20 protein-coding genes, 2 tRNA genes and 1 pseudogene are annotated in these 18,984 nt (G+C 54.4%); 7 read left to right on the top strand and 16 right to left on the bottom strand.

The features are described from left to right. Positions 1-16 precede the first annotated feature (16 nt). Positions 17-1,102, top strand: coding sequence for a beta-N-acetylhexosaminidase (gene nagZ, locus Q9J79_RS02050; RefSeq protein WP_301912510.1), 1,086 nt, complete (start codon positions 17-19; stop codon positions 1,100-1,102). 80 nt (positions 1,103-1,182) lie between these two features. Continuing rightward, positions 1,183-1,259 (top strand) — tRNA-Pro (locus tag Q9J79_RS02045). A gap of 334 nt (positions 1,260-1,593) precedes the next feature. Here the strand turns inward: Q9J79_RS02045 and Q9J79_RS02040 are convergent. The 7 genes and pseudogenes from Q9J79_RS02040 to Q9J79_RS02010 form a co-directional block, all read right to left on the bottom strand. Then, positions 1,594-2,232: a 7-carboxy-7-deazaguanine synthase QueE gene (locus tag Q9J79_RS02040; protein WP_301912397.1), complete on the bottom strand. Its 639-nt coding sequence runs from the start codon at positions 2,230-2,232 to the stop codon at positions 1,594-1,596. After that, positions 2,229-2,600, bottom strand: coding sequence for a DUF1304 domain-containing protein (locus Q9J79_RS02035; protein WP_301912396.1), 372 nt, complete (start codon positions 2,598-2,600; stop codon positions 2,229-2,231). Before Q9J79_RS02035 ends, Q9J79_RS02040 begins: the two co-directional genes overlap by 4 nt. A 270-nt stretch (positions 2,601-2,870) precedes the next feature. Continuing rightward, complete coding sequence (locus Q9J79_RS02030) at positions 2,871-3,290, bottom strand: hypothetical protein (RefSeq protein ID WP_042508533.1); 420 nt, start codon at positions 3,288-3,290, stop codon at positions 2,871-2,873. Positions 3,291-3,671: 381 nt separating this feature from the next. After that, complete coding sequence (queD, locus tag Q9J79_RS02025; protein WP_301912395.1) at positions 3,672-4,094, bottom strand: 6-carboxytetrahydropterin synthase QueD; 423 nt, start codon at positions 4,092-4,094, stop codon at positions 3,672-3,674. 99 nt (positions 4,095-4,193) lie between these two features. After that, positions 4,194-4,709, bottom strand: a complete 516-nt coding sequence (locus Q9J79_RS02020; RefSeq protein WP_301912394.1) for a DUF1543 domain-containing protein — start codon at positions 4,707-4,709, stop codon at positions 4,194-4,196. Positions 4,710-4,736: 27 nt separating this feature from the next. Beyond that, on the bottom strand, positions 4,737-5,396 hold the full coding sequence (gene queC / locus Q9J79_RS02015; RefSeq protein WP_301912393.1) for a 7-cyano-7-deazaguanine synthase QueC: 660 nt from the start codon (positions 5,394-5,396) through the stop codon (positions 4,737-4,739). A 119-nt stretch (positions 5,397-5,515) separates the two neighbouring features. Next, positions 5,516-5,738 (bottom strand): annotated as a pseudogene (locus tag Q9J79_RS02010) (NAD(P)H:quinone oxidoreductase); the annotation flags it as partial. 154 nt (positions 5,739-5,892) lie between these two features. Here Q9J79_RS02010 and Q9J79_RS02005 point away from each other — a divergent pair. The 3 genes from Q9J79_RS02005 (at position 5,893) to argC (ending at position 8,713) form a co-directional block, all read left to right on the top strand. Further along, positions 5,893-7,143 carry a YihY family inner membrane protein gene (locus Q9J79_RS02005; RefSeq protein WP_301912392.1) on the top strand — a complete coding sequence of 417 codons (1,251 nt, stop codon included), beginning with the start codon at positions 5,893-5,895 and terminating at the stop codon, positions 7,141-7,143. Positions 7,144-7,146: 3 nt separating this feature from the next. After that, entirely contained in the window at positions 7,147-7,596 is a 450-nt protein-coding gene (locus Q9J79_RS02000) for a DUF6636 domain-containing protein (RefSeq protein WP_301912391.1), read from the top strand. 73 nt (positions 7,597-7,669) lie between these two features. Next, positions 7,670-8,713 carry an N-acetyl-gamma-glutamyl-phosphate reductase gene (gene argC / locus Q9J79_RS01995; RefSeq protein WP_301912390.1) on the top strand — a complete coding sequence of 348 codons (1,044 nt, stop codon included), beginning with the start codon at positions 7,670-7,672 and terminating at the stop codon, positions 8,711-8,713. A gap of 453 nt (positions 8,714-9,166) precedes the next feature. Here the strand turns inward: argC and Q9J79_RS01990 are convergent, their stop codons facing one another. The 4 genes from Q9J79_RS01990 to grxC all read right to left on the bottom strand — a co-directional run bounded on the left by Q9J79_RS01990 (position 9,167) and on the right by grxC (position 12,240). Continuing rightward, the gene (locus Q9J79_RS01990; RefSeq protein WP_301912389.1) at positions 9,167-9,385 is read right to left on the bottom strand and encodes a hypothetical protein; all 219 of its coding nucleotides are present in this window, start codon (positions 9,383-9,385) and stop codon (positions 9,167-9,169) included. 5 nt (positions 9,386-9,390) lie between these two features. Then, positions 9,391-11,433 (bottom strand): ATP-dependent DNA helicase RecG, encoded by a 2,043-nt coding sequence (recG, locus tag Q9J79_RS01985; RefSeq protein WP_301912388.1) that lies wholly within the window; start codon positions 11,431-11,433, stop codon positions 9,391-9,393. Between the two features lie 85 nt (positions 11,434-11,518). Continuing rightward, positions 11,519-11,962, bottom strand: coding sequence for a protein-export chaperone SecB (gene secB, locus Q9J79_RS01980; RefSeq protein WP_003754271.1), 444 nt, complete (start codon positions 11,960-11,962; stop codon positions 11,519-11,521). A gap of 20 nt (positions 11,963-11,982) precedes the next feature. Beyond that, complete coding sequence (gene grxC, locus Q9J79_RS01975) at positions 11,983-12,240, bottom strand: glutaredoxin 3 (RefSeq protein ID WP_250314856.1); 258 nt, start codon at positions 12,238-12,240, stop codon at positions 11,983-11,985. Positions 12,241-12,453: 213 nt separating this feature from the next. On the opposite strand from grxC, the gene rng reads away from it, so the two are divergent. After that, positions 12,454-13,947, top strand: coding sequence for a ribonuclease G (rng, locus tag Q9J79_RS01970; protein WP_118792085.1), 1,494 nt, complete (start codon positions 12,454-12,456; stop codon positions 13,945-13,947). Positions 13,948-13,982: 35 nt separating this feature from the next. On the opposite strand, the gene Q9J79_RS01965 is transcribed toward rng, so the two are convergent. From Q9J79_RS01965 to Q9J79_RS01955, 3 genes are all read right to left on the bottom strand, one after another. Further along, positions 13,983-15,233, bottom strand: coding sequence for an ATP-binding protein (locus Q9J79_RS01965; protein ID WP_301912509.1), 1,251 nt, complete (start codon positions 15,231-15,233; stop codon positions 13,983-13,985). 81 nt (positions 15,234-15,314) lie between these two features. Further along, positions 15,315-15,989: a response regulator transcription factor gene (locus tag Q9J79_RS01960; protein ID WP_301912387.1), complete on the bottom strand. Its 675-nt coding sequence runs from the start codon at positions 15,987-15,989 to the stop codon at positions 15,315-15,317. Between the two features lie 114 nt (positions 15,990-16,103). After that, positions 16,104-16,676: an NADPH-dependent FMN reductase gene (locus Q9J79_RS01955; RefSeq protein WP_301912386.1), complete on the bottom strand. Its 573-nt coding sequence runs from the start codon at positions 16,674-16,676 to the stop codon at positions 16,104-16,106. 158 nt (positions 16,677-16,834) lie between these two features. Between Q9J79_RS01955 and dacB the strand changes: the two genes are divergently transcribed. Then, on the top strand, positions 16,835-18,244 hold the full coding sequence (gene dacB, locus Q9J79_RS01950; RefSeq protein ID WP_304685262.1) for a D-alanyl-D-alanine carboxypeptidase/D-alanyl-D-alanine endopeptidase: 1,410 nt from the start codon (positions 16,835-16,837) through the stop codon (positions 18,242-18,244). Between the two features lie 153 nt (positions 18,245-18,397). Here the strand turns inward: dacB and Q9J79_RS01945 are convergent, their stop codons facing one another. Next, a complete protein-coding gene (locus Q9J79_RS01945; RefSeq protein WP_301912384.1) occupies positions 18,398-18,640 on the bottom strand; it encodes an MmcQ/YjbR family DNA-binding protein in 243 nt (80 codons plus the stop codon). 205 nt (positions 18,641-18,845) lie between these two features. Then, positions 18,846-18,921 (bottom strand) — tRNA-Asn (locus Q9J79_RS01940). Between the last annotated feature and the right edge of the window lie 63 nt (positions 18,922-18,984).

Here is an 18,984-nt window from a genome sequence, read left to right as displayed (position 1 = left end):
TTTGGAGCAAACCGAAATGACTGTTCCCTGTATTCCGCGCGGCCCCGTAATGGCTGACATTGCCGCCTTCCGCCTGACCGGAGAAGAAAAGCAACGCCTTCTCGATCCCGCCGTCGGCGGAGTCATCCTGTTCCGCCGCAACTTCCAAAATATCGCACAGCTCAAAGAACTCACCGCCGAAATCAAAGCCCTGCGCACACCCAAACTCATTATCGCCGTCGATCACGAAGGCGGAAGGGTGCAACGGTTTATCCAAGGATTTACCCGCTTGCCCGCAATGAACGTTTTAGGACAAATTTGGGACAAAGACGGCGCGTCCGCCGCCGAAACCGCCGCCGGACAAGTCGGCCGGGTTTTGGCAACCGAGCTTTCCGCCTGCGGCATCGACTTGTCCTTCACGCCCGTCTTAGATTTGGACTGGGGAAACTGCGCCGTCATCGGCAACCGCAGTTTCCACCGTAACCCCGAAGCCGTAACCCGTCTTGCCCTCGCCCTTCAAAAAGGTTTGGAAGAAGGCGGCATGAAATCATGCGGCAAACATTTTCCCGGACACGGATTTGTCGAAGGAGACAGCCATCTGGTCTTGCCGGAAGACAGGCGCAGCCTGTCCGAACTCGAAACCGCCGACCTTATCCCCTTCCGCGGCATGAGCCGGGAAGGTATGGCGGCGGTCATGCCTGCCCACGTCGTTTATCCGCAAGTGGACACAAAGCCCGCAGGGTTTTCCGAAATCTGGCTCAAACAAATTTTGCGCCGCGATATCGGATTCAAAGGCGTGATTTTCTCTGACGATTTGACCATGGAAGGCGCATGCGGAGCCGGCGGTATCAAAGAACGCGCCCGACTGTCGTTTGAAGCAGGTTGCGACATCATATTGGTCTGCAACCGTCCCGACTTGGTCGATGAATTGCGCGACGGTTTCACCATTCCCGACAACCCGGATTTGGCGGGACGTTGGCAATACATGGAAAACTCGCTCGGTCATGAGACAGCACAAGCCGTTATGCAGACAACGGATTTCCAAGCGGCGCAAGCCTTTGTTGCCGGTCTGGCCTCGCCGCAAGACACAGCAGGCGGCGTGAAAGTCGGAGAGGCCTTTTAAATCCGCCCGACACGCTGCAAAAAGGCAAAACGGTATAGGCACGCCGTATTTTTTGCGCTATAATCACGCCTTACTTAATTCGGAATGTAGCGCAGCCCGGTAGCGCACTTCGTTCGGGACGAAGGGGTCGGAGGTTCGAATCCTCTCATTCCGACCATATTCAAACCGCCTCGGCATCGATTGCCGGGGCGGTTTTTCCTTTTGGCGGCAACAGAAAAATGCCGTCTGAAACAGAATGCTGTTTCAGACGGCATTTCGTTTTCCCTAACCCTGCTATTTGCGTGCACTGACAAAGGGTATCGGCAAGGTTCAAAAGACTATCAGAATTTAGGAAGCCGAGCTTGTACTCAACGACGGCATCTTATTCAGTAAGGTTACAAACCAATTAGGCAGCGGAAATGTGGGCAGTTTCACGCGGAAGCGGTACACTTTCCCCATATGTCAAACATCGGCAAAACGGTACGCCGTCCCTTTGAGTTACACTGCTTAAACTACTCTATCCCCGCCCATTTATGCGTCTGCACGCTCAACTGCCAATGGACGGGCGCATCGGGGCGGCCGTTCAGAATACCGATTTGGCGGATGGTGTCGTAGATGTTCATCGCACCGTCTTGTTCGCAGGGCGAAAGGTAGTAATGATGCGCGCGGATTTTGCGTTCCATATTTTCGCAGAACGCAAGGACATCGCCGTCCGCCACGATGCGCACTTCGTCGGCTTCGGCGATGCAGTTTGTTTCATATTTGTCGGAGTAGCAGACTTTGGGGCTGGTGGCGACATAGTCGATTTGCGGCGGCGCGGGCTTAAGGCCGTTGGTTTCGATACAGAGGAAATAGCCTTCCGCCTTGAGCGCGTTCAAGAGGGTGTCGAGATGCGGCTGTATGGTCGGCTCGCCGCCGGTGATGATGATGTTGCGGGCGGCATAGGCTTTCAGACGGCCTAAGATGTCGGACAGGCTCATCATGCCGAATGTCAAATAATCGGTATCACACCAGCCGCAGGCGAGGTTGCATTTGCCCAAGCGGACGAACACGGCGGGCATACCAGTATTCCAGCCCTCGCCTTGCAGGCTCTCGAAAATTTCGACGATACGGTATTGGGGATTTTCGGGGGCGACGCTGATTTTTTTCATACCGCCAATACCGCAGCGGCTGCCAGCATCGCGGGCAAACCTTGTTTGACGAGTATGCCTTTGTTGCCGGAAGAGAACGCGCCCCACGCGGCGGCAATCAGGACGAAGCCGAGAAACAGTACTGTCGCGCCGTACACGGCGTTATCCGGCGCGGCAAACTGCGCCCACAAAAGCCCGACGGCAAGAAAGCCGTTGTACAGCCCTTGGTTGCCAAACAGGGTCTGCACGCGCTTTTGTTCCATAAATTCATAAGGCAGCTTGAATATTTCCGCCGCTTTTTCGCTGGGAATCTGTGTCATTTCAAGCCAGGCGATGTAGAAATGTTCGGCAGCGACGAGGAGGACAAGGAGGGTGGCGAGGAGTTTCATGGGTGTTCCTTTTAATGGGTACGTTTGAGATGGAATGCCGTTTGAAAAGACGGGGAATCCGTGCAGGAGAAAAAACCGTTTTACGGTATATTGGTAGATCTTATCTGCTCTGGCTCTCAGGCTTCGTTCGCCGGGTGTGAATCCGTCCAAACGGTCTAGGGCATTATTCTCCACCGCATTCTGCCCCAGCACGCCCCCTACCTGTGCACTGATCAGCATGAAAAAAGTGTAAACAATGCAATTTTTCCAATAAATAATCAATACAGAAATTTACTTGCATCTATTATATTCACTTTGCAACCATGTTAAATCACTGTATTTTATTTTATTAATTTTATCAAAAACTATTTGGTGCTTATTTATTTGAGCATTTTCTATACTATCAGTTAGTTTGTTAATACGTAATAGCTTTAACTTTTTATTTGTATAGCAGAAATCATGCACAATACCTCCATCAATATATGAAAAATAAATAAAGTTACCCTCTTCTATATAGTTATTAATAAAGAAATAAATAATGGAATTCTGATTTTTATCTATTAAGAAATAGTTAAATGGTATGCCAGAATTATAACTGTATGACTTCTCAAAAATAAATCGTTTTGTTGATAATTCCTTCTCATTTGGATAAAAAATGAAAATCCAAAATAAAGTCATAACTACCCATAAAATTATTTTTTTAATTAACAATATTAACTCTCCCTTTGAAATCTATCTTGAATTTTGTACCACTAGTGGATTAACAAAAATCAGGACAAGGCGACGAAGCCGCAGACAGTACAAATAGTACGGAACCGATTCACTTGATGCTTCAGCACCTTAGAGAATCGTTCTCTTTGAGCTAAGGCGAGGCAACGCTGTACTGGTTTAAATTTAATCCACTATAAAGCAGATTCAAATAAGGACGCCCCACACTGTCATTCCCGCGCAGGAGGGAATCCAGAGATTTGGAATTGCTGCAATTTTTAAATATTCCTGATAAATCAAGGTCTGGATTCCCGCCTGCGCGGGAATGCCGGCTTAGTGCAAGTTTCATTCAAATTCACTATATCGATACGTTCAAGATATTCCCTACCCTCCTTCATACTCCGCGCACGATGTCGGCGTTTCCCACAATTTCACGCTGCACACGTTCAACCCCGCGTTTTTCAGACGGCCATACATTTCGACTGCCATATTTTCGGCAGTGGTGCGGCAGGGCAGGCGCAGGGTTTTCATGTTCCAGCCTTCCAAGAGTGCGGCGATTTGAGATTCGCGACCGTTGCCGCCGTGGTAGATGAAGGCGTGGTCGAAGGGGTCGGTAATATGTTGTTTCACAATGGCTTTCAAGTCAGTAAAGTCCATCACCATACCGTCTTTCGCGCCGCCTTTGATGATGCCGTCTGAAACGGTGATTTCGAGTTTGTAGGTATGCCCGTGCAGGTTTTGGCATTTGCCATCATGCCCGTCGAGCATATGCGAGGAGTCGAAGGTAAATATCTTGGTAATTTTCATCCCGATTCCTTTTCAGTGAAAACTCCGCCGCTTTCCGCCCGGGACGGTGCGCGGCGGGTGGCTTGATGTGTCGTTTTGCGTGGAAACATATCCGCTGCTTCAAATGGGCAAATAGCCTTGAAAGCCGATTTCGGCGGGTTTGCCGTGCGGATTCGGGGTCAGGCGGATATGGAAATTGCCGATGCGGTCGAGCGCAAGCAGGTTGTCCACGTCTTTTAAGTTGTCTTTATGTTGCTGAACATGGTCGGTCAACAGGGTTTGCAGGGCTTTTTGTTTGGCTTCGGCAGGCGTGGCGGCGGCGAACAGCCCGAACGCGTGCGCCTCGGCAAGCTGCCCCGCGCGATAACCGCCGACATTGGCAAAATACAGGCGCGGGGCGTGTTCAGACGGCATTTCCGTTTTGGGCATTTCGGATACGGCGATGTCGTAACCGTCCGCCCATTCGACAACCTGCCAACCGTCGATGTGGATTTTGTCCGCATCGCCGAACCACGCGGCTTTGAGTGCGGGGACGGCTTCGCGGTAGTCGTCGCACACGGCAAATTGGATGTCGTGCACTTCGATATTGGAACTGCCTGCGTTACCGCCGAGGTAAAACATATGAAGCTTGGGCATATCGTATTCCTTGTGCTTTGCGCGCGTTCAGACGGCCTTTTTACTTTCCAAATATTCCGCCAGCCCACGCTCGCGCAACACGCAGCTCGGGCATTCGCGGCAGCCGCCGACGATGCCGTTATAGCAGGTGTGGGTCTGCTCGCGGATATAGTCCAGCACGCCCATTTCATCCGCCAACGCCCAAGTTTGCGCCTTGGTCAGGTACATCAGCGGCGTGTGTATTTGGAAATCATAGTCCATCGCCAGATTAAGGGTAACGTTCATCGATTTGACGAACACGTCGCGGCAGTCGGGATAGCCGGAAAAGTCGGTTTCGCACACGCCCGCGATGATGTGCCGGATGCCCCGCCCTTTGGCAAAAATGGCGGCGTAAAGCAGGAAAAGCGCGTTGCGCCCGTCCACAAAGGTATTGGGAACGCCATTGCCGGCGGTTTCGATGGCGGCGGCTTCGTCCATCAGGGCGTTATGCGTAATCTGCCGCATCAGGCTCAAATCGAGTACGGTTTGACTGACACCCAAATCCTGCGCGATCCATTCTGCGCGTTCCAGCTCGACGGCGTGGCGTTGCCCGTATCGGAAGGTGATGGCTTGGACGTTTTCGCGCCCGTAGGTTTGGATTGCCTGAATCAGGCAGGTGGTCGAATCCTGACCGCCCGAAAAGATGACCAAGGCTTTTTGGTTTGACATATCGAATCCTAGTTTTGGTAACGCGGGAGGTTTGCGAACCGCGAAGTTGGACAGTAAAGACGCGGATTATACAGGCAAACGCGTTCAGACGGCATCTGAACGCCAAGCCGTCTGCCTTGTGCGAAAGCGGTGTCGTTTTCTTCGGCGGTCGGGACGGGGCCGCTGTCGGGAATATCTTTTTCGACGGCTTCGCAGACGGCGGACACTTTGGGAACGGTAAGCGATACGGCTTCACAACCTTCGACGCTGTCGATGCCGCGAGCGATTCGGCGGGCGGGATTGCGGGGGCTGCCGTTTTGGGAATAGTAGAGGACGAGGATTTTGAGGGGGATTTGGGTTCATAGGCGGATTCCGTTAAAATGGTTCGGTCTTCAGACGGCATAACGGTTGTCCCGATGCCGTCTGAAACAGCCGCGGTTCAGGCATTTGTTCCTGACGGCAAAACTGGCTATAACATCGGGCATCAACGCCCAACCTACTGACCGGGCAAGAAATTATGACCTTTTTACAACGTTTGCAAGGTTTGGCAGACAATAAAATCTGTGCGTTTGCATGGTTCGTCGTCCGCCGCTTTGATGAAGAACGCGTACCGCAGGCGGCGGCAAGCATGACGTTTACGACGCTGCTGGCACTCGTCCCCGTGCTGACCGTGATGGTGGCGGTCGCTTCGATTTTCCCCGTGTTCGACCGCTGGTCGGATTCGTTCGTCTCCTTCGTCAACCAGACCATTGTGCCGCAGGGCGCGGACATGGTGTTCGACTATATCAATGCGTTCCGCGAGCAGGCGAACCGGCTGACGGCAATCGGCAGCGTAATGCTGGTCGTTACCTCGCTGATGCTGATTCGGACGATAGACAATACGTTCAACCGCATCTGGCGGGTCAATTCCCAGCGTCCGTGGATGATGCAGTTCCTCGTCTATTGGGCATTACTGACGTTCGGGCCGCTGTCTTTGGGCGTGGGCATTTCCTTTATGGTCGGGTCGGTACAGGATGCCGCGCTTGCCTCAGGTGCGCCGCAGTGGTCGGGCGCGTTGCGGACGGCGGCGACGCTGACCTTCATGACGCTTTTGCTGTGGGGGCTGTACCGCTTCGTGCCAAACCGCTTCGTTCCCGCGCGGCAGGCGTTTGTCGGGGCTTTGGCAACAGCGTTTTGTCTGGAAACCGCGCGTTCCCTCTTCACTTGGTATATGGGCAACTTCGACGGCTACCGCTCGATTTACGGCGCATTTGCCGCCGTGCCGTTTTTTCTGTTGTGGCTGAACCTGTTGTGGACACTGGTGTTGGGCGGCGCGGTGTTGACTTCTTCACTGTCCTACTGGCAGGGCGAAGCGTTCCGCAGGGGCTTCGACTCGCGCGGACGGTTTGACGACGTATTGAAAATCCTGCTGCTGCTCGACGCGGCGCAAAAAGAAGGCAAAGCCCTGCCCGTACCCGAGTTCAGACGGCATATCAACATGGGCTACGATGAATTGGGCGAGCTTTTGGAAAAGCTGGCGCGGTACGGCTATATCTATTCCGGCAGACAGGGTTGGGTGTTAAAAACCGGCGCAGATTCCATCGCACTGGACGAACTCTTCAAACTCTTCGTGTACCGCCCCGCCGCCCAAAACAAAGACAAAGCCAACCGAACCGTCGATGCCGTCATGCAGCCCTGTCTGCAGACGCTCAACATGACACTGGCGGAATTTGACGCGCAAACCGGGCAAACCGTTTCCCCCAATTCCCCCACAACATCCGGAGGATAAGCCATGTTACGCAAAACCTTCCTCATCCTTTCCGCAACCCTCGCCTTCGCGCACGCACACGCCGATGCGCCAGACGGCATTTTCGCCGTCAATTTCCAATCCCCCAGCGGCAACATCGTCTGCGGCGGCGACACCGGACCGCCGGAAGGCGGAGAACCGTGGCACGGCGTATCCTGCTTCATCCGTGAAACCGGCAATACCAAACCCGCTATGCCGAAACCCAAAGGATGCGGATTCGACTGGGGCAACGTGTTCAATATCGACAACAAAGGGAAAGCCTATATGAGCTGTTACAGCGACTACCCGTACAGCCCCGAACCGCCCGTCCTCGCCTACGGCAGCAGCATCAAAGGCACAGGTTGGCAGTGCGGCAGCCTCGAAAACGGCGTACTCTGCACCAACTCGGCAGGACACGGCTTCCTGCTCAACCGCAAACGGCAGCGTATGTTTTAAAACAGAATGCCGTCCGAACCGCAGTTTCGCAGCGTTCGGACGGCATACCCGCCAACCACACAAAGGAAAAACCATGAGCAAAAAAATCAAAGCCGGCATTGTCGGCGCGACGGGCTACACGGGCGTGGAACTGCTGCGCCTGCTTGCCGCCCATCCCGATGTCGAAGTCGCCGCCGTAACCAGCCGCAGCGAAGCCGGAATCGCGGTTGCCGATTACTTTCCGAGTTTGCGCGGCGCGTACGGCCTCGCCTTCCAAACGCCCGAGCAGGCAGGTTTGGAACAATGCGACATCGTCTTCTTCGCCACGCCCAACGGCATCGCTATGAAAGACGCGCCGCGCCTGATTGAACAGGGCGTGCGCGTCATCGACCTTTCCGCCGACTTCCGCATACGGGACATTCCGACCTGGGAACACTGGTACGGCATGACCCACGCCGCTCCCGGCCTCGTTTCCCAAGCCGTGTACGGATTGAGCGAACTCAACCGCGAAGCCGTCGCACAGGCGCGCCTCGTCACCAACCCCGGCTGCTACCCGACCTGCGTTTCCCTGCCGCTCGTGCCGCTGTTGCGGCAATGCCGTCTGAAAGCCGGTATGCCGCTGATTGCCGACTGCAAATCCGGCGTGTCCGGCGCGGGCAGGAAAGGCAATGTCGGTTCGCTGCTGTGCGAAGCCGGCGACAACTTCAAAGCCTACGGCATAGCCGGACACCGCCACCTGCCCGAAATCAGGCAGACCATCGCCGGGCTTCAGGACGGCATCGCCGAAGGATTCGTGTTCACGCCGCACCTCGCGCCGATGATACGCGGCATGCACGCCACCGTTTACCTCCACCTTTCAGACGGCAGCGACCCCGAAACCGTTTTGCGCGACTATTACCGCGACAGCCCGTTCGTGGACATCCTGCCTGCCGGTTCGATACCCGAAACCCGCAGCGTGCGCGGAAGCAACATCTGCCGCATCAGCATCCAACAGGCGGCGCAATCCGACGTGTGGGTCGTCCTTTCCGTCATCGACAACCTCGTCAAAGGCGCGGCGGGACAGGCAGTCCAAAATATGAACATTATGTTCGGACTGGAAGAAACGCACGGCTTAGGCGGCATCCCCCTGCTCCCCTAAAGCGCAAACGGCAAACCGCAGGCATCGTGCCTGCGGTTTTTGATGCCGTCTGAAAGCGGCGGTTTTTAGGTTCAGACGGCTTTTGGCTCATTATTCCGCGAAAACAAAAACCTAAAATCCCGTCATTCCCGCAAAAGCGGGAATCTAGTTTATCCGGCTTCAGCGATTTCCGACACATTCCCACACGCTTCGATTCCGTCATTTCTCCGGTTTCAATCGTTTCCGATAACACCGTGGTTTTTCATTTCCAGATTCCCGCCTGCGCGGGAATGACGGCGGAGGGCTTGCCGTTTTTCCCGGTAAATACCTGCAATTTAAAATCCCATCATTGCCACGAAAACAAACCAAAAACCTAAAATCCCGTCATTCCCGCAAAAGCGGGAATCTAGTTTATCCGGCTTCAGCGATTTCCGACACATTCCTACACGCTTCGATTCCGTCATTTGTCCGGCTTTAGTCATTGCCGATAACACCGTGGTTTTTCATTTCCAGATTCCCGCCTGCGCGGGAATGACGGCGGAGGGCTTGCCGTTTTCCCGGTAAGTCTCTGCGGCTTCTCATTGCCGGATTTCCGCCCACTTGGGAATAACGGGATTTGAAATGATAAAAATGTGTCAAAAATAGCGAAAAATCAGATTCCGTTACACTTTTTTCTAATATTTCAGACGGCATTTTGCTCACACGCCCAAATACCCTTCCCTGCCGGAAAGCCACCTTGCCAAATGCGCTTCGACGATTTCGGGGTTTTGCTCAATCAGCAAAGGGGCGGTTTCGTGCGCCTGTTCCAAAAGGTGCAGGTCTTCTTCGAGTTTGGCGAAACGCAGCATAGGCACGCCGCTTTGACGCGCGCCGAGAAATTCGCCGGGTCCGCGGATATTGAGGTCTTGGCGGGCGATTTCGAAGCCGTCGGTGTGTTCGTAGATGACTTTCAGCCGCGCTTTGGCAAGTTCGCCCAAGGGTTCGGCAAACAGGAGGACGCACACGCTTTCCGCTGCGCCGCGCCCTACCCGTCCGCGTAATTGGTGAAGCTGCGCCAAGCCCATGCGCTCGGCGTGTTCAATCACCATCAGGGCGGCGTTGGGCACATCTACGCCGACTTCGATAACGGTAGTCGCAACCAGGACGTTCAGCTCCCCCGAAAAAAACCGCTCCATCACTTCGGCCTTTTCGGCGGCCTTCATGCGCCCGTGTACCAGTCCGATATTGAGTTCGGGCAATGCCGTCTGAAGCCGGGCAAGGGTTTCGGCGGCGGTTTGCAGTTGCAGGGTTTCGCTCTCTTCAATCAGCGGGCAGACCCAGTATGCCTGCCGCCCTTTGCGGCAAGTGCCGAGGACGAAGCCTTCGACTTCGGCGCGGCGGACGTTGTTGACGAGGCGCGTTTTAATCGGCGTGCGCCCGGGAGGCAGTTTGTCGATGACGGACACGTCCAAGTCGGCGAAAAAACTCATCGCAAGCGTGCGCGGGATGGGTGTGGCGGACATCATCAATTGATGGACGTCGCGCCCTTTGTTTTTGAGGGCGAGGCGTTGGGCAACGCCGAAACGGTGCTGTTCGTCCACAATGGTCAAACCCAAATTGTGAAACGCCACGCCGTCTGAAAACAGGGCGTGCGTGCCGACGGCGATTTTGACGCTGCCGTCGGCGAGTTTGGCTTTGGCTTCGTCTTTGGCTTTTTTACGCAAACTGCCAAAAAGGCGGACAACTTCAATGCCCAAAGGTTCGAGCCATTGTTTAAATTTAATAAAATGCTGTTCGGCAAGGATTTCGGTCGGCGCCATTACAGCCACCTGCGCGCCGGATTCGATAGCCGTCAAAGCAGACAAAGCAGCCACAATGGTTTTGCCGCTGCCGACATCGCCTTGCAGCAGGCGGTGCATCGGGTAGGTTTGCGCCATATCGCGGCAGATTTCGGAAACAACTTTTTCTTGTGCATCGGTCAGGGCAAACGGTAGGGCGTGGCGCAGGGCTTGGGTCAACGTGCCGTCGCCGCACAATGCCGCCGCCGTGCCGCTGACACGCTTCTGCCGCGCCAGCCGCATGGAAAGCTGTTGCGCCAAAAGTTCGTCGAATTTGAGCCGTTGCCATGCAGGCAGCGTGCCGTCTGAAAGTTGATGAATCGTGAAACTCGGCGGCGGCGAATGCAAAAGGCGCAGGCTTTCGGCAAGGTGCGGCAGCTTCAGACGGCCTAATAAAGCATCAGGCAAGGTGTCGTGCAGCGGCGTAACGTCCAACGCCGTCTGAATGATGCGGCGCAAAGTGGGCTGGTTCAAGCCGTTTACAGTCGGGTAAACCGGCGTGAGGCTTTCCGCCAAACCGCTGCTCTCGGCATCGCGGATTTTGGGATGAATCATCTCGTCGCCGTAAAACCCGTGTTTGATTTCGCCCACGGCGCGGATGCGTTTGCCGGCCGCCATCTGCTTCTGATGGCTGGCGTAAAAGTGGATGAAGCGCAGGAAAAGGACGCTGCCGGAACCGTCGGCGATTTGGACAATCAACTGCTTGCGCGGTTTGAACGTTACTTCCTGATGGATGACCTCACCCTCGACCTGGCACGGCACGCCGATCGGCGCGTCCTTAATCGGCATAATGTGCGTCTCGTCCTCGTAACGCAGCGGCAGGTGCAACACCAAATCCCACGCGGTATGAAGGTTGAGTTTGTCGAGCTTCTTGGCGGAAACATCGGTAATTTTGAGCTGTTTCTGGGTTTCGGGCGACATCATAGGCAGATTCCTTTGGACGCGCTTATTTTATCCGAAAACAAAAATGCCGTCTGAAACGGATTCAGACGGCATCGGCAGGCAAGAATCAAGCCCCGGCGGCTTCGGCTTCCTGCTGTTGTTGGTAAATCGCCTCAAAATTAATCGGCGCAAGCAGGACGGGCGGGAAGCCGGCGCGCGTTACCGTACTGGAAACAGCTTCGCGCGCGTAAGGGAAGAGGATGTTCGGACACGCCACGCCGAGCAGCAGGTCGGCATCTTCTTCGGGGATGTTTTCCAGACGGAAAATACCGCTTTGGGTTACTTCGTTCAAAAACATCGTGCGCTCGTTATCCAATTTGGCGGTAACGGTTACGGTAACGTCCACGTTGTAGTAGCCGTCTTCCAGCTTTTGGCTGCCGGTGGAAACGCGCATATCCACTTCGGGCTCGCCCTGTTCCAAAAAGATTTGCGGCGCGTGCGGCACTTCCAAAGACAAGTCTTTGACATACAGTCGCTCGATGCTGAATACGGGTTGCAGTTCTTCGCTCATTTTGTTTTCCTAGTTGGGGGTTAAGGGTTCAGCAGTCCGTCCAGCCCGCCTTCCTGCTGGAGGCGGTAGAGGTCGGTAAATCCGCCGATGTGCGTTTCGCCGATGAAAATCTGCGGCACGCTGCGCTGTCCCGAAAGCTGCTGCATTTCGGCAAAGGCTTCGGGGCTTGCATCGACACGGATTTCGTCGATATGTCCGACACCTGCCGCGTGCAGCAGCCTTTTCGCCATCGTGCAGTAAGGACAAAACGGACCTGTGTACATGGTAACGGTCTGCATATTGGGTTTCCGAAAGTTTTGCAATGATAATCAATATAGGGGCAATCGCTCCGTTTGGCAAGTGCGGAACAGATGCACGTTCAGACGGCATGTGCGGAGTGTGTCAAAGTTTCTTTTTTAAAGTATGATAGGCATTGTGAAAAATATTTTTGCACCCGCGCTGCGCGGCGGAACGGGTGCAAAAATATTTTTATTACATTTTCAGGAAAAACCATGTTGTCAGGACTCCCCATCCCCAAAGACATCGCGCGCCCGCCCGAAACGATATTGGTCAACATCACGCCGCAGGAAACGCGCGTGGCGGTGTTGGAGGAAAACAATATCTGCGAGCTGCACATCGAGCGCAACAGCGGGCACAGCCTGGTCGGCAATATCTATCTGGGCGTGGTGCGCCGCGTGCTGCCCGGGATGCAGAGCGCGTTTATCGACATCGGTTTGGAACGCGCGGCATTTTTACACATCGTCGATGTCCTCGAACAACGCCGCAACCCCGAAGAAACCCAGCGCATCGAACATATGCTGTTTGAAGGGCAGTCGGTTTTGGTGCAGGTCATCAAAGACCCGATCAACACCAAAGGCGCGCGCCTTTCCACACAAATCTCGCTGGCGGGGCGTTTCCTCGTCCACCTTCCGCAGGAAGAACATATCGGCGTATCCCAGCGTATCGAGGACGATACGGAACGAAGCAACCTGCGCGAGCGTCTCAACAAGCTCCTGCCGGAAAAGGCATGCCACGGCTACATCATCCGCACCAACGCCGAAAACGCCACCGACGAACAGCTCCAGTCCGACATCGACTACCTGACCAAAGTGTGGGAACACATCCAAGAACAGGCGAAAATCCAGCCGCCGGAAACCCTGCTTTATCAGGATTTGCCTTTAAGCCTACGCGTGTTGCGCGATATGGTCGGCTGCGACACGCAGAAAATCCTCGTCGATTCCACCGTAAACCACAGACGGATGACGCGTTTTGCCGAACAATACGTTCACGGCGCATTGGGCAGGATAGAATTGTTCAAAGGCGAACGCCCGCTGTTTGAGACCCACAACGTCGAGCAGGAAATCAGCCGCGCCCTGCAACCGCGCGTCAACCTCAACTTCGGCAGCTACCTCATCATCGAGTCCACCGAAGCCATGACCACGATAGATGTAAACACCGGCGGCTTTGTCGGCGCGCGCAATTTCGATGAAACCATCTTCCGCACCAACCTCGAAGCCTGCCACACCATCGCCCGCGAATTGAGGCTGCGAAACCTCGGCGGCATCATCATCATCGACTTCATCGATATGGCGCAGGAAAGCCACCGCGAAGCCGTGTTGCAAGAGCTTGCCAAAGCCCTCGCCTTCGACCGCACGCGCATCACCCTGCACGGCTTTACCCATTTGGGGCTGGTCGAGCTGACGCGCAAACGCTCGCGCGAAAACTTAAACCAGGTTCTCTGCGAACCCTGCCCTTCCTGCCAAGGCAGGGGCCGCCTGAAAACGCCGCAAACCGTGTGCTACGAAATCCAGCGCGAAATCGTCCGCGAAGCGCGCCGTTACGATGCCGAAAGTTTCCGCATCCTCGCCGCCCCCAACGTCATCGACCTGTTTTTGGACGAAGAATCGCAATCCTTGGCAATGCTGATAGATTTCATCGGCAAACCGATTTCTTTGGCGGTCGAAACCGCTTACACACAGGAACAATACGATATTGTGCTGATGTAAAAAAATGCCGTCTGAAGCCTTCAGACGGCATCTGTCTATTTCAGGGTTTCCTTGTCCAACAAGGCGCGTATCAGCAGACCGTGTCCGAAACGTCGGCTGTCGGTCAGTTCCAAATATCCGCCGTATTTTTTGGCAAGCGTGTCGGCAATCGACAGCCCCAGCCCCGTCCCCTGCTGCTCCGTTCCCAAAATACGGTAAAACGGATCGAGGACGCGGGCACGTTCGGATTCGGGAATGCCGTTCCCGTTATCTTCCACCCACACGGCAAGATATTTCCCTTCGTCCGTGAAACCCAAATCTATCCTGCCTTCGGGCGGCGTATAACGTACCGCGTTGTCGGCAAAGGTTTTAATCAGCGTATAGATTTCTGTTTCGTCGGCAGACACTTCGACATCGCCTCCGACCGCCACACCGATGTCCTGACGTTTTTCCAAAGCCAGCGGCATCAGTTCCTGCAACACTTGGCGGAAACGGCTTTGCAGACCGAATGTCGTTTTCGTCAGAGGGGTTTCGTCCGACTGCGAACGCGCCAGTGCCAAAAGCTGTTCGAGCAGGTGTTTGTTGCGCCTGATGCTCTGCTGCAAAACGGCGGACTGCCGCGCCGCTTCTGGCGGGAGCGGCATATTGTTGAGCCGTTCCGCCTGAAGGGAAAGGGCGGTCATCGGCGTACGCAATTCGTGTGCCGCGTCGGCAACAAACCGCTGACGGTGGCGGATGTCTTCATCCGCACGTTTCAAAAGCAGGTTGATGGCGGTTACGAACCCTCTGATTTCACTGGGAATATTGTCCACACTCAAAGCAGACAGGTCATTGATTCGGCGTTGTTCGAGACTTTGCGACAATTTGCGGACGGGGCGCATGGCTTTGTGCGTAATCCACACGGTCAGCAGTATCATCAGCGGCAGTGCCGCCAGCAGGGGCAACACGCTTTGCCGTGCCGCATCCGCCGCCAAATCTTCACGGTATTCGTTTTCCTGCATGACGGCAATCCGTCCCTGTTCGGTCGTGCGGATATAGACGCGGTAATAATCGTCGTCCCCGTTCGCCTGAAGCGTGTGCAGACCGTCCGCCAGATGCACGGGCAGGCTGACAACAGGGTCTTCCTGCTGCGGCATCTGCACGAAAATGCGCGTATCGCCGTCGCCCTCGGGCAAAGTTTCGGGTTGGGAATCGGGGGCGACGTACAATGCCGTCTGACGGAGTAGGTCGTCCTGCAACTCTTCCGTTTCGTGGAAGGTTTCGTAGTAGGAAAACATACCTGCAAGCATTGCCAGCGGAACAAACATCCAAATCAGGGCAAGGCTGATTCTGACCTGAAGCGAATGTTTTAAAATTTTAAAAAAACGGTCCGGCATCTTCGTTCCTGTTCAGACGGCATCTTGACGCGGCATCAGCCAGCCTACACCGCGCACATTTTGTATGCTTTCCTTACCCAGTTTCTTACGCAGCGCGTGAATCAGAAAATCTACCGCATTGCTTTCGACTTCCTCGCCCCAACCGTAAACCTTGTCCTCCAAATCCGAGCGCGACAAAATGACACCCGGTCTCGCCAGCAAAGCCTGCAATACCGAAAACTCCTTGTTGCTCAACGCGACCTGCCGTCCTTCGGCAACAATTTCCGCCTGATACGTTGCCGGATTCAGCGAAATCACACCGTTGGACAGGCAAACCTGTCCCTGACCGCCGCCGCGCCGCAACACCGCCCGCATCCGTGCCTTAAGCTCCGCCATATCGAACGGCTTGACGATATAGTCGTCCGCACCGCCGTCCAAACCGTTCAGCCGGCTGTACAAATCATCCCGCGCCGTAACGATCAGCACGGGGACGGCGCAGCCTGCCGCGCGTATTTCCGACAAAACATCCAAACCGTCCCGCACCGGCAAACCCAAATCCAGCAGCATCAAGTCATAAGGCTGGGCAGCGGCCGCCGCCGCAACCTGCGCGCTGTTTTTGACCCAATCTACCGCATAGCCGCCGTCTTTCAAATTTGCCGACACTGCCTCCGCAATCATCGCATCGTCTTCCACCAGCAAAACACGCATCAACTTTCCCTTCAAAATAAACCGTGCCTATTCTAACACCCCAAAATTAGCCGCAATTTAGCGGCAGCAAAAAACCGCAGAACCAAGATTCTGCGGTTTCTGTCCTTGTTCAAACTACTTGGCGTGTTTTTCCACCAAAGCGGCAAACTGGTCGATATAGCCTTGGACAAACGCCCTTGCCGATTCGTTCAACTTACCGTTTTCATCAAACAGCGTCGGTGAATTGCCCAAAAATACCTCAGGCTGCCCTGTCAGCGGCATATCGAAATACGACAGGGCAAGGCGCAGGTTTTTTTGCGAACTGTACCCGCCCATCTTGCCGACGGAATGGCTGATGATGCCGGCCGGTTTGTTTTTCCACGCCACGTCGGCATTCGGTTTCGAGCCGATGTCCACCGCATTCTTCAAACAGGCGGGAACAGTGCGGTTGTTTTCGGACGTAACGAACAAAATGCCGTCTGAAGCCTTAATCGTTTCGCGGAAAGCCGTGTAACTTTCGGGCAGCGGCACATCTTCCACCGCAGGGTCGTCATAATCGAAATTGTAAAGCGGCAGATGTCCGATTTCGACGATTTCCGCCTGCCAGCCTTCGGGGAACATCTCCGCCGCATTCAATGCCACTTTGCGTGCAAACGAAGCACGGCGCAGGCTGCCCACCAAAATACTGATTTTCTTAGCCACAATCATTCCTCCTGAATATTAAGTTTGTGCGTTTCAATCATTTTATAATGATAACGATTATTATATATGTGATTTCCCCTGCAAACAAGCCGGCCCGCCGCCACGGCGTTCCCACTTATCCGGCTTTGCCTTATAATTGCTTTTTTTATGTAACAGATTCACCTATGAATTTCCCCAAAACAGCGGCCTCCCTGCTGCTGCTTCTCGCCTCCCTCGCCGCACACGCGCTCGATACCGGCCGCATTCCGCAAAACGAAATCGCCGTATATGTCCAAGAACTCGGCAGCGGCAGGGTCGTCATCGACCACCGCGCGGATGTCCCCGTCAACCCCGCCTCCACGATGAAGCTCGTTACCGCGTTTGCCGCCTTCAAAACCTTCGGCAGCAATTACCGCTGGGCGACCGAGTTTAAAAGCAACGGCAAAGTGAGTAACGGCACGCTGGATGGCGATTTGTATTGGGCAGGCAGCGGCGACCCCGTTTTCAATCAGGAAAACCTGCTTGACGTTCAAAAACAGTTGCGCGACAAAGGCATACGCAATATCACGGGACACCTGATGCTCGACCACAAGCTGTGGGGCGAAGTCGGCAGTCCCGACCATTTTGAAGCCGACGGCGGCTCTCCTTTTATGACTTCCCCCAATCCGACTATGCTGTCTGCCGGTATGGTTATGGTGCGCGCCGAACGCAATGCCGCCGGCAGTACCGACATTCTCACCGATCCGCCTTTGCCGCATATTTTCGCCCAAAACAACTTGAAAATTACCGCCTCCCAAGCTGCCTGTCCTTCGGTCAAAAAACTGATGCGCGTATCTTTTTCGGACAATACGCTGAAATTGCGCGGCAATATTCCCGAAAGCTGTTTGGGCAAGCCTGTCGGTGTCCGGATGTTCGCACTTGACGAACTGATCCAGCAAAGTTTTACCAACCACTGGCTGCTGGGCGGCGGACGGATTTCAGACGGCATCGGCATAGCCGACACACCGGAAGGCGCGCAGACGCTTGCCGTTGCACACTCAAAGCCGATGAAGGAAATTTTGACGGACATGAACAAGCGTTCGGACAATCTGATTGCGCGCTCCGTCTTCCTGAAACTGGGCGGCAACGGCAAACTGCCCGCCGTTTCCGAACAGGCAGCGTCTGCCGTCCGGCGCGAACTTGCCGTGTCTGGCATCGATGTTGCGGATTTGGTTTTGGAAAACGGTTCGGGCCTGTCCAGAAAAGAAAGGGTAACGGCGAGAATGATGGCGCAAATGTTGGAAACGGCTTATTTCAGCCCGTTTGCACAAGATTTCATCGACACGCTGCCCATCGCCGGCACAGACGGGACTTTACGCAACCGCTTCAAACAAAGCGGCGGGCTTCTGCGCCTGAAAACAGGCACGCTCAACAATGTCCGCGCATTGGCAGGCTACTGGCTGGGCGACAAACCGATGGTCGTCGTCGTCATCATCAACAGCGGGCGCGCCGTTTCCCTGCTGCCCGACTTGGACAACTTCGTTGCCAAAAACATCATCTCCGGCGGCGACGGCTGGCTGGATGCGAAACTAATGTGCAAAGAACGCCGAGCCTGAACGGACAAAATATAGTGAATTAACAGGTTACCGCATTGCCGTACAGTTTGCAGTTTCACCGCCTTGTTCCGATTCCTGCCGACCCACGATGAAATGCCGTCTGAACTTGCACTGCCCCAACTGATAGGGTGCAGTCAAGTCCAGACGGCATTTTTATTTTTCCATCAAATCGTAGCTCCAATCCAACAGCGTCAATATTTTATCCGTTTCCGCACCATAATCCAACACGATACCGACCCAATGCTGCTTGTTCATATGGTATGCAGGTAAAAAATTTTTCCCCCGCCTCAAAACGGAAACCATATCAGGATTACTCTTCACATTAATGGATGTTACCCCTCCATCCCCTGCAAACCCAAACGGCTTTTGGCAATCCTCCCGATTAGTGCATACCATTTCCCCCTATTCCCACCATGCCTCAACACGGCAGAATCGGGATATTTTATCCACAAATACTTAAGAACCGTGCCGCATTGCTTCTCTACGTATTCTAAAATCCGCCTTGATTGGGTCACAACTTTCCCTCCATAAAAGAATGCCGTACCGGACTCCCTGACAAAAACAAAACCCTCTAAGAAAATACTTAGAGGGTTTTGGAATTTGGCTCCCCGACCTGGGCTCGAACCAGGGACCTGCGGATTAACAGTCCGTCGCTCTACCGACTGAGCTATCGGGGAATAAGCGCGAATAATAAAACAGAAATACCGAACGTGTCAATATAAATTTGCAATCGATTGCAC

It is taken from the genome of Neisseria viridiae, from assembly GCF_962747995.1.
Classification (GTDB): domain Bacteria; phylum Pseudomonadota; class Gammaproteobacteria; order Burkholderiales; family Neisseriaceae; genus Neisseria; species Neisseria viridiae.
This window is presented reverse-complemented; position numbering and strand designations above follow the sequence as displayed.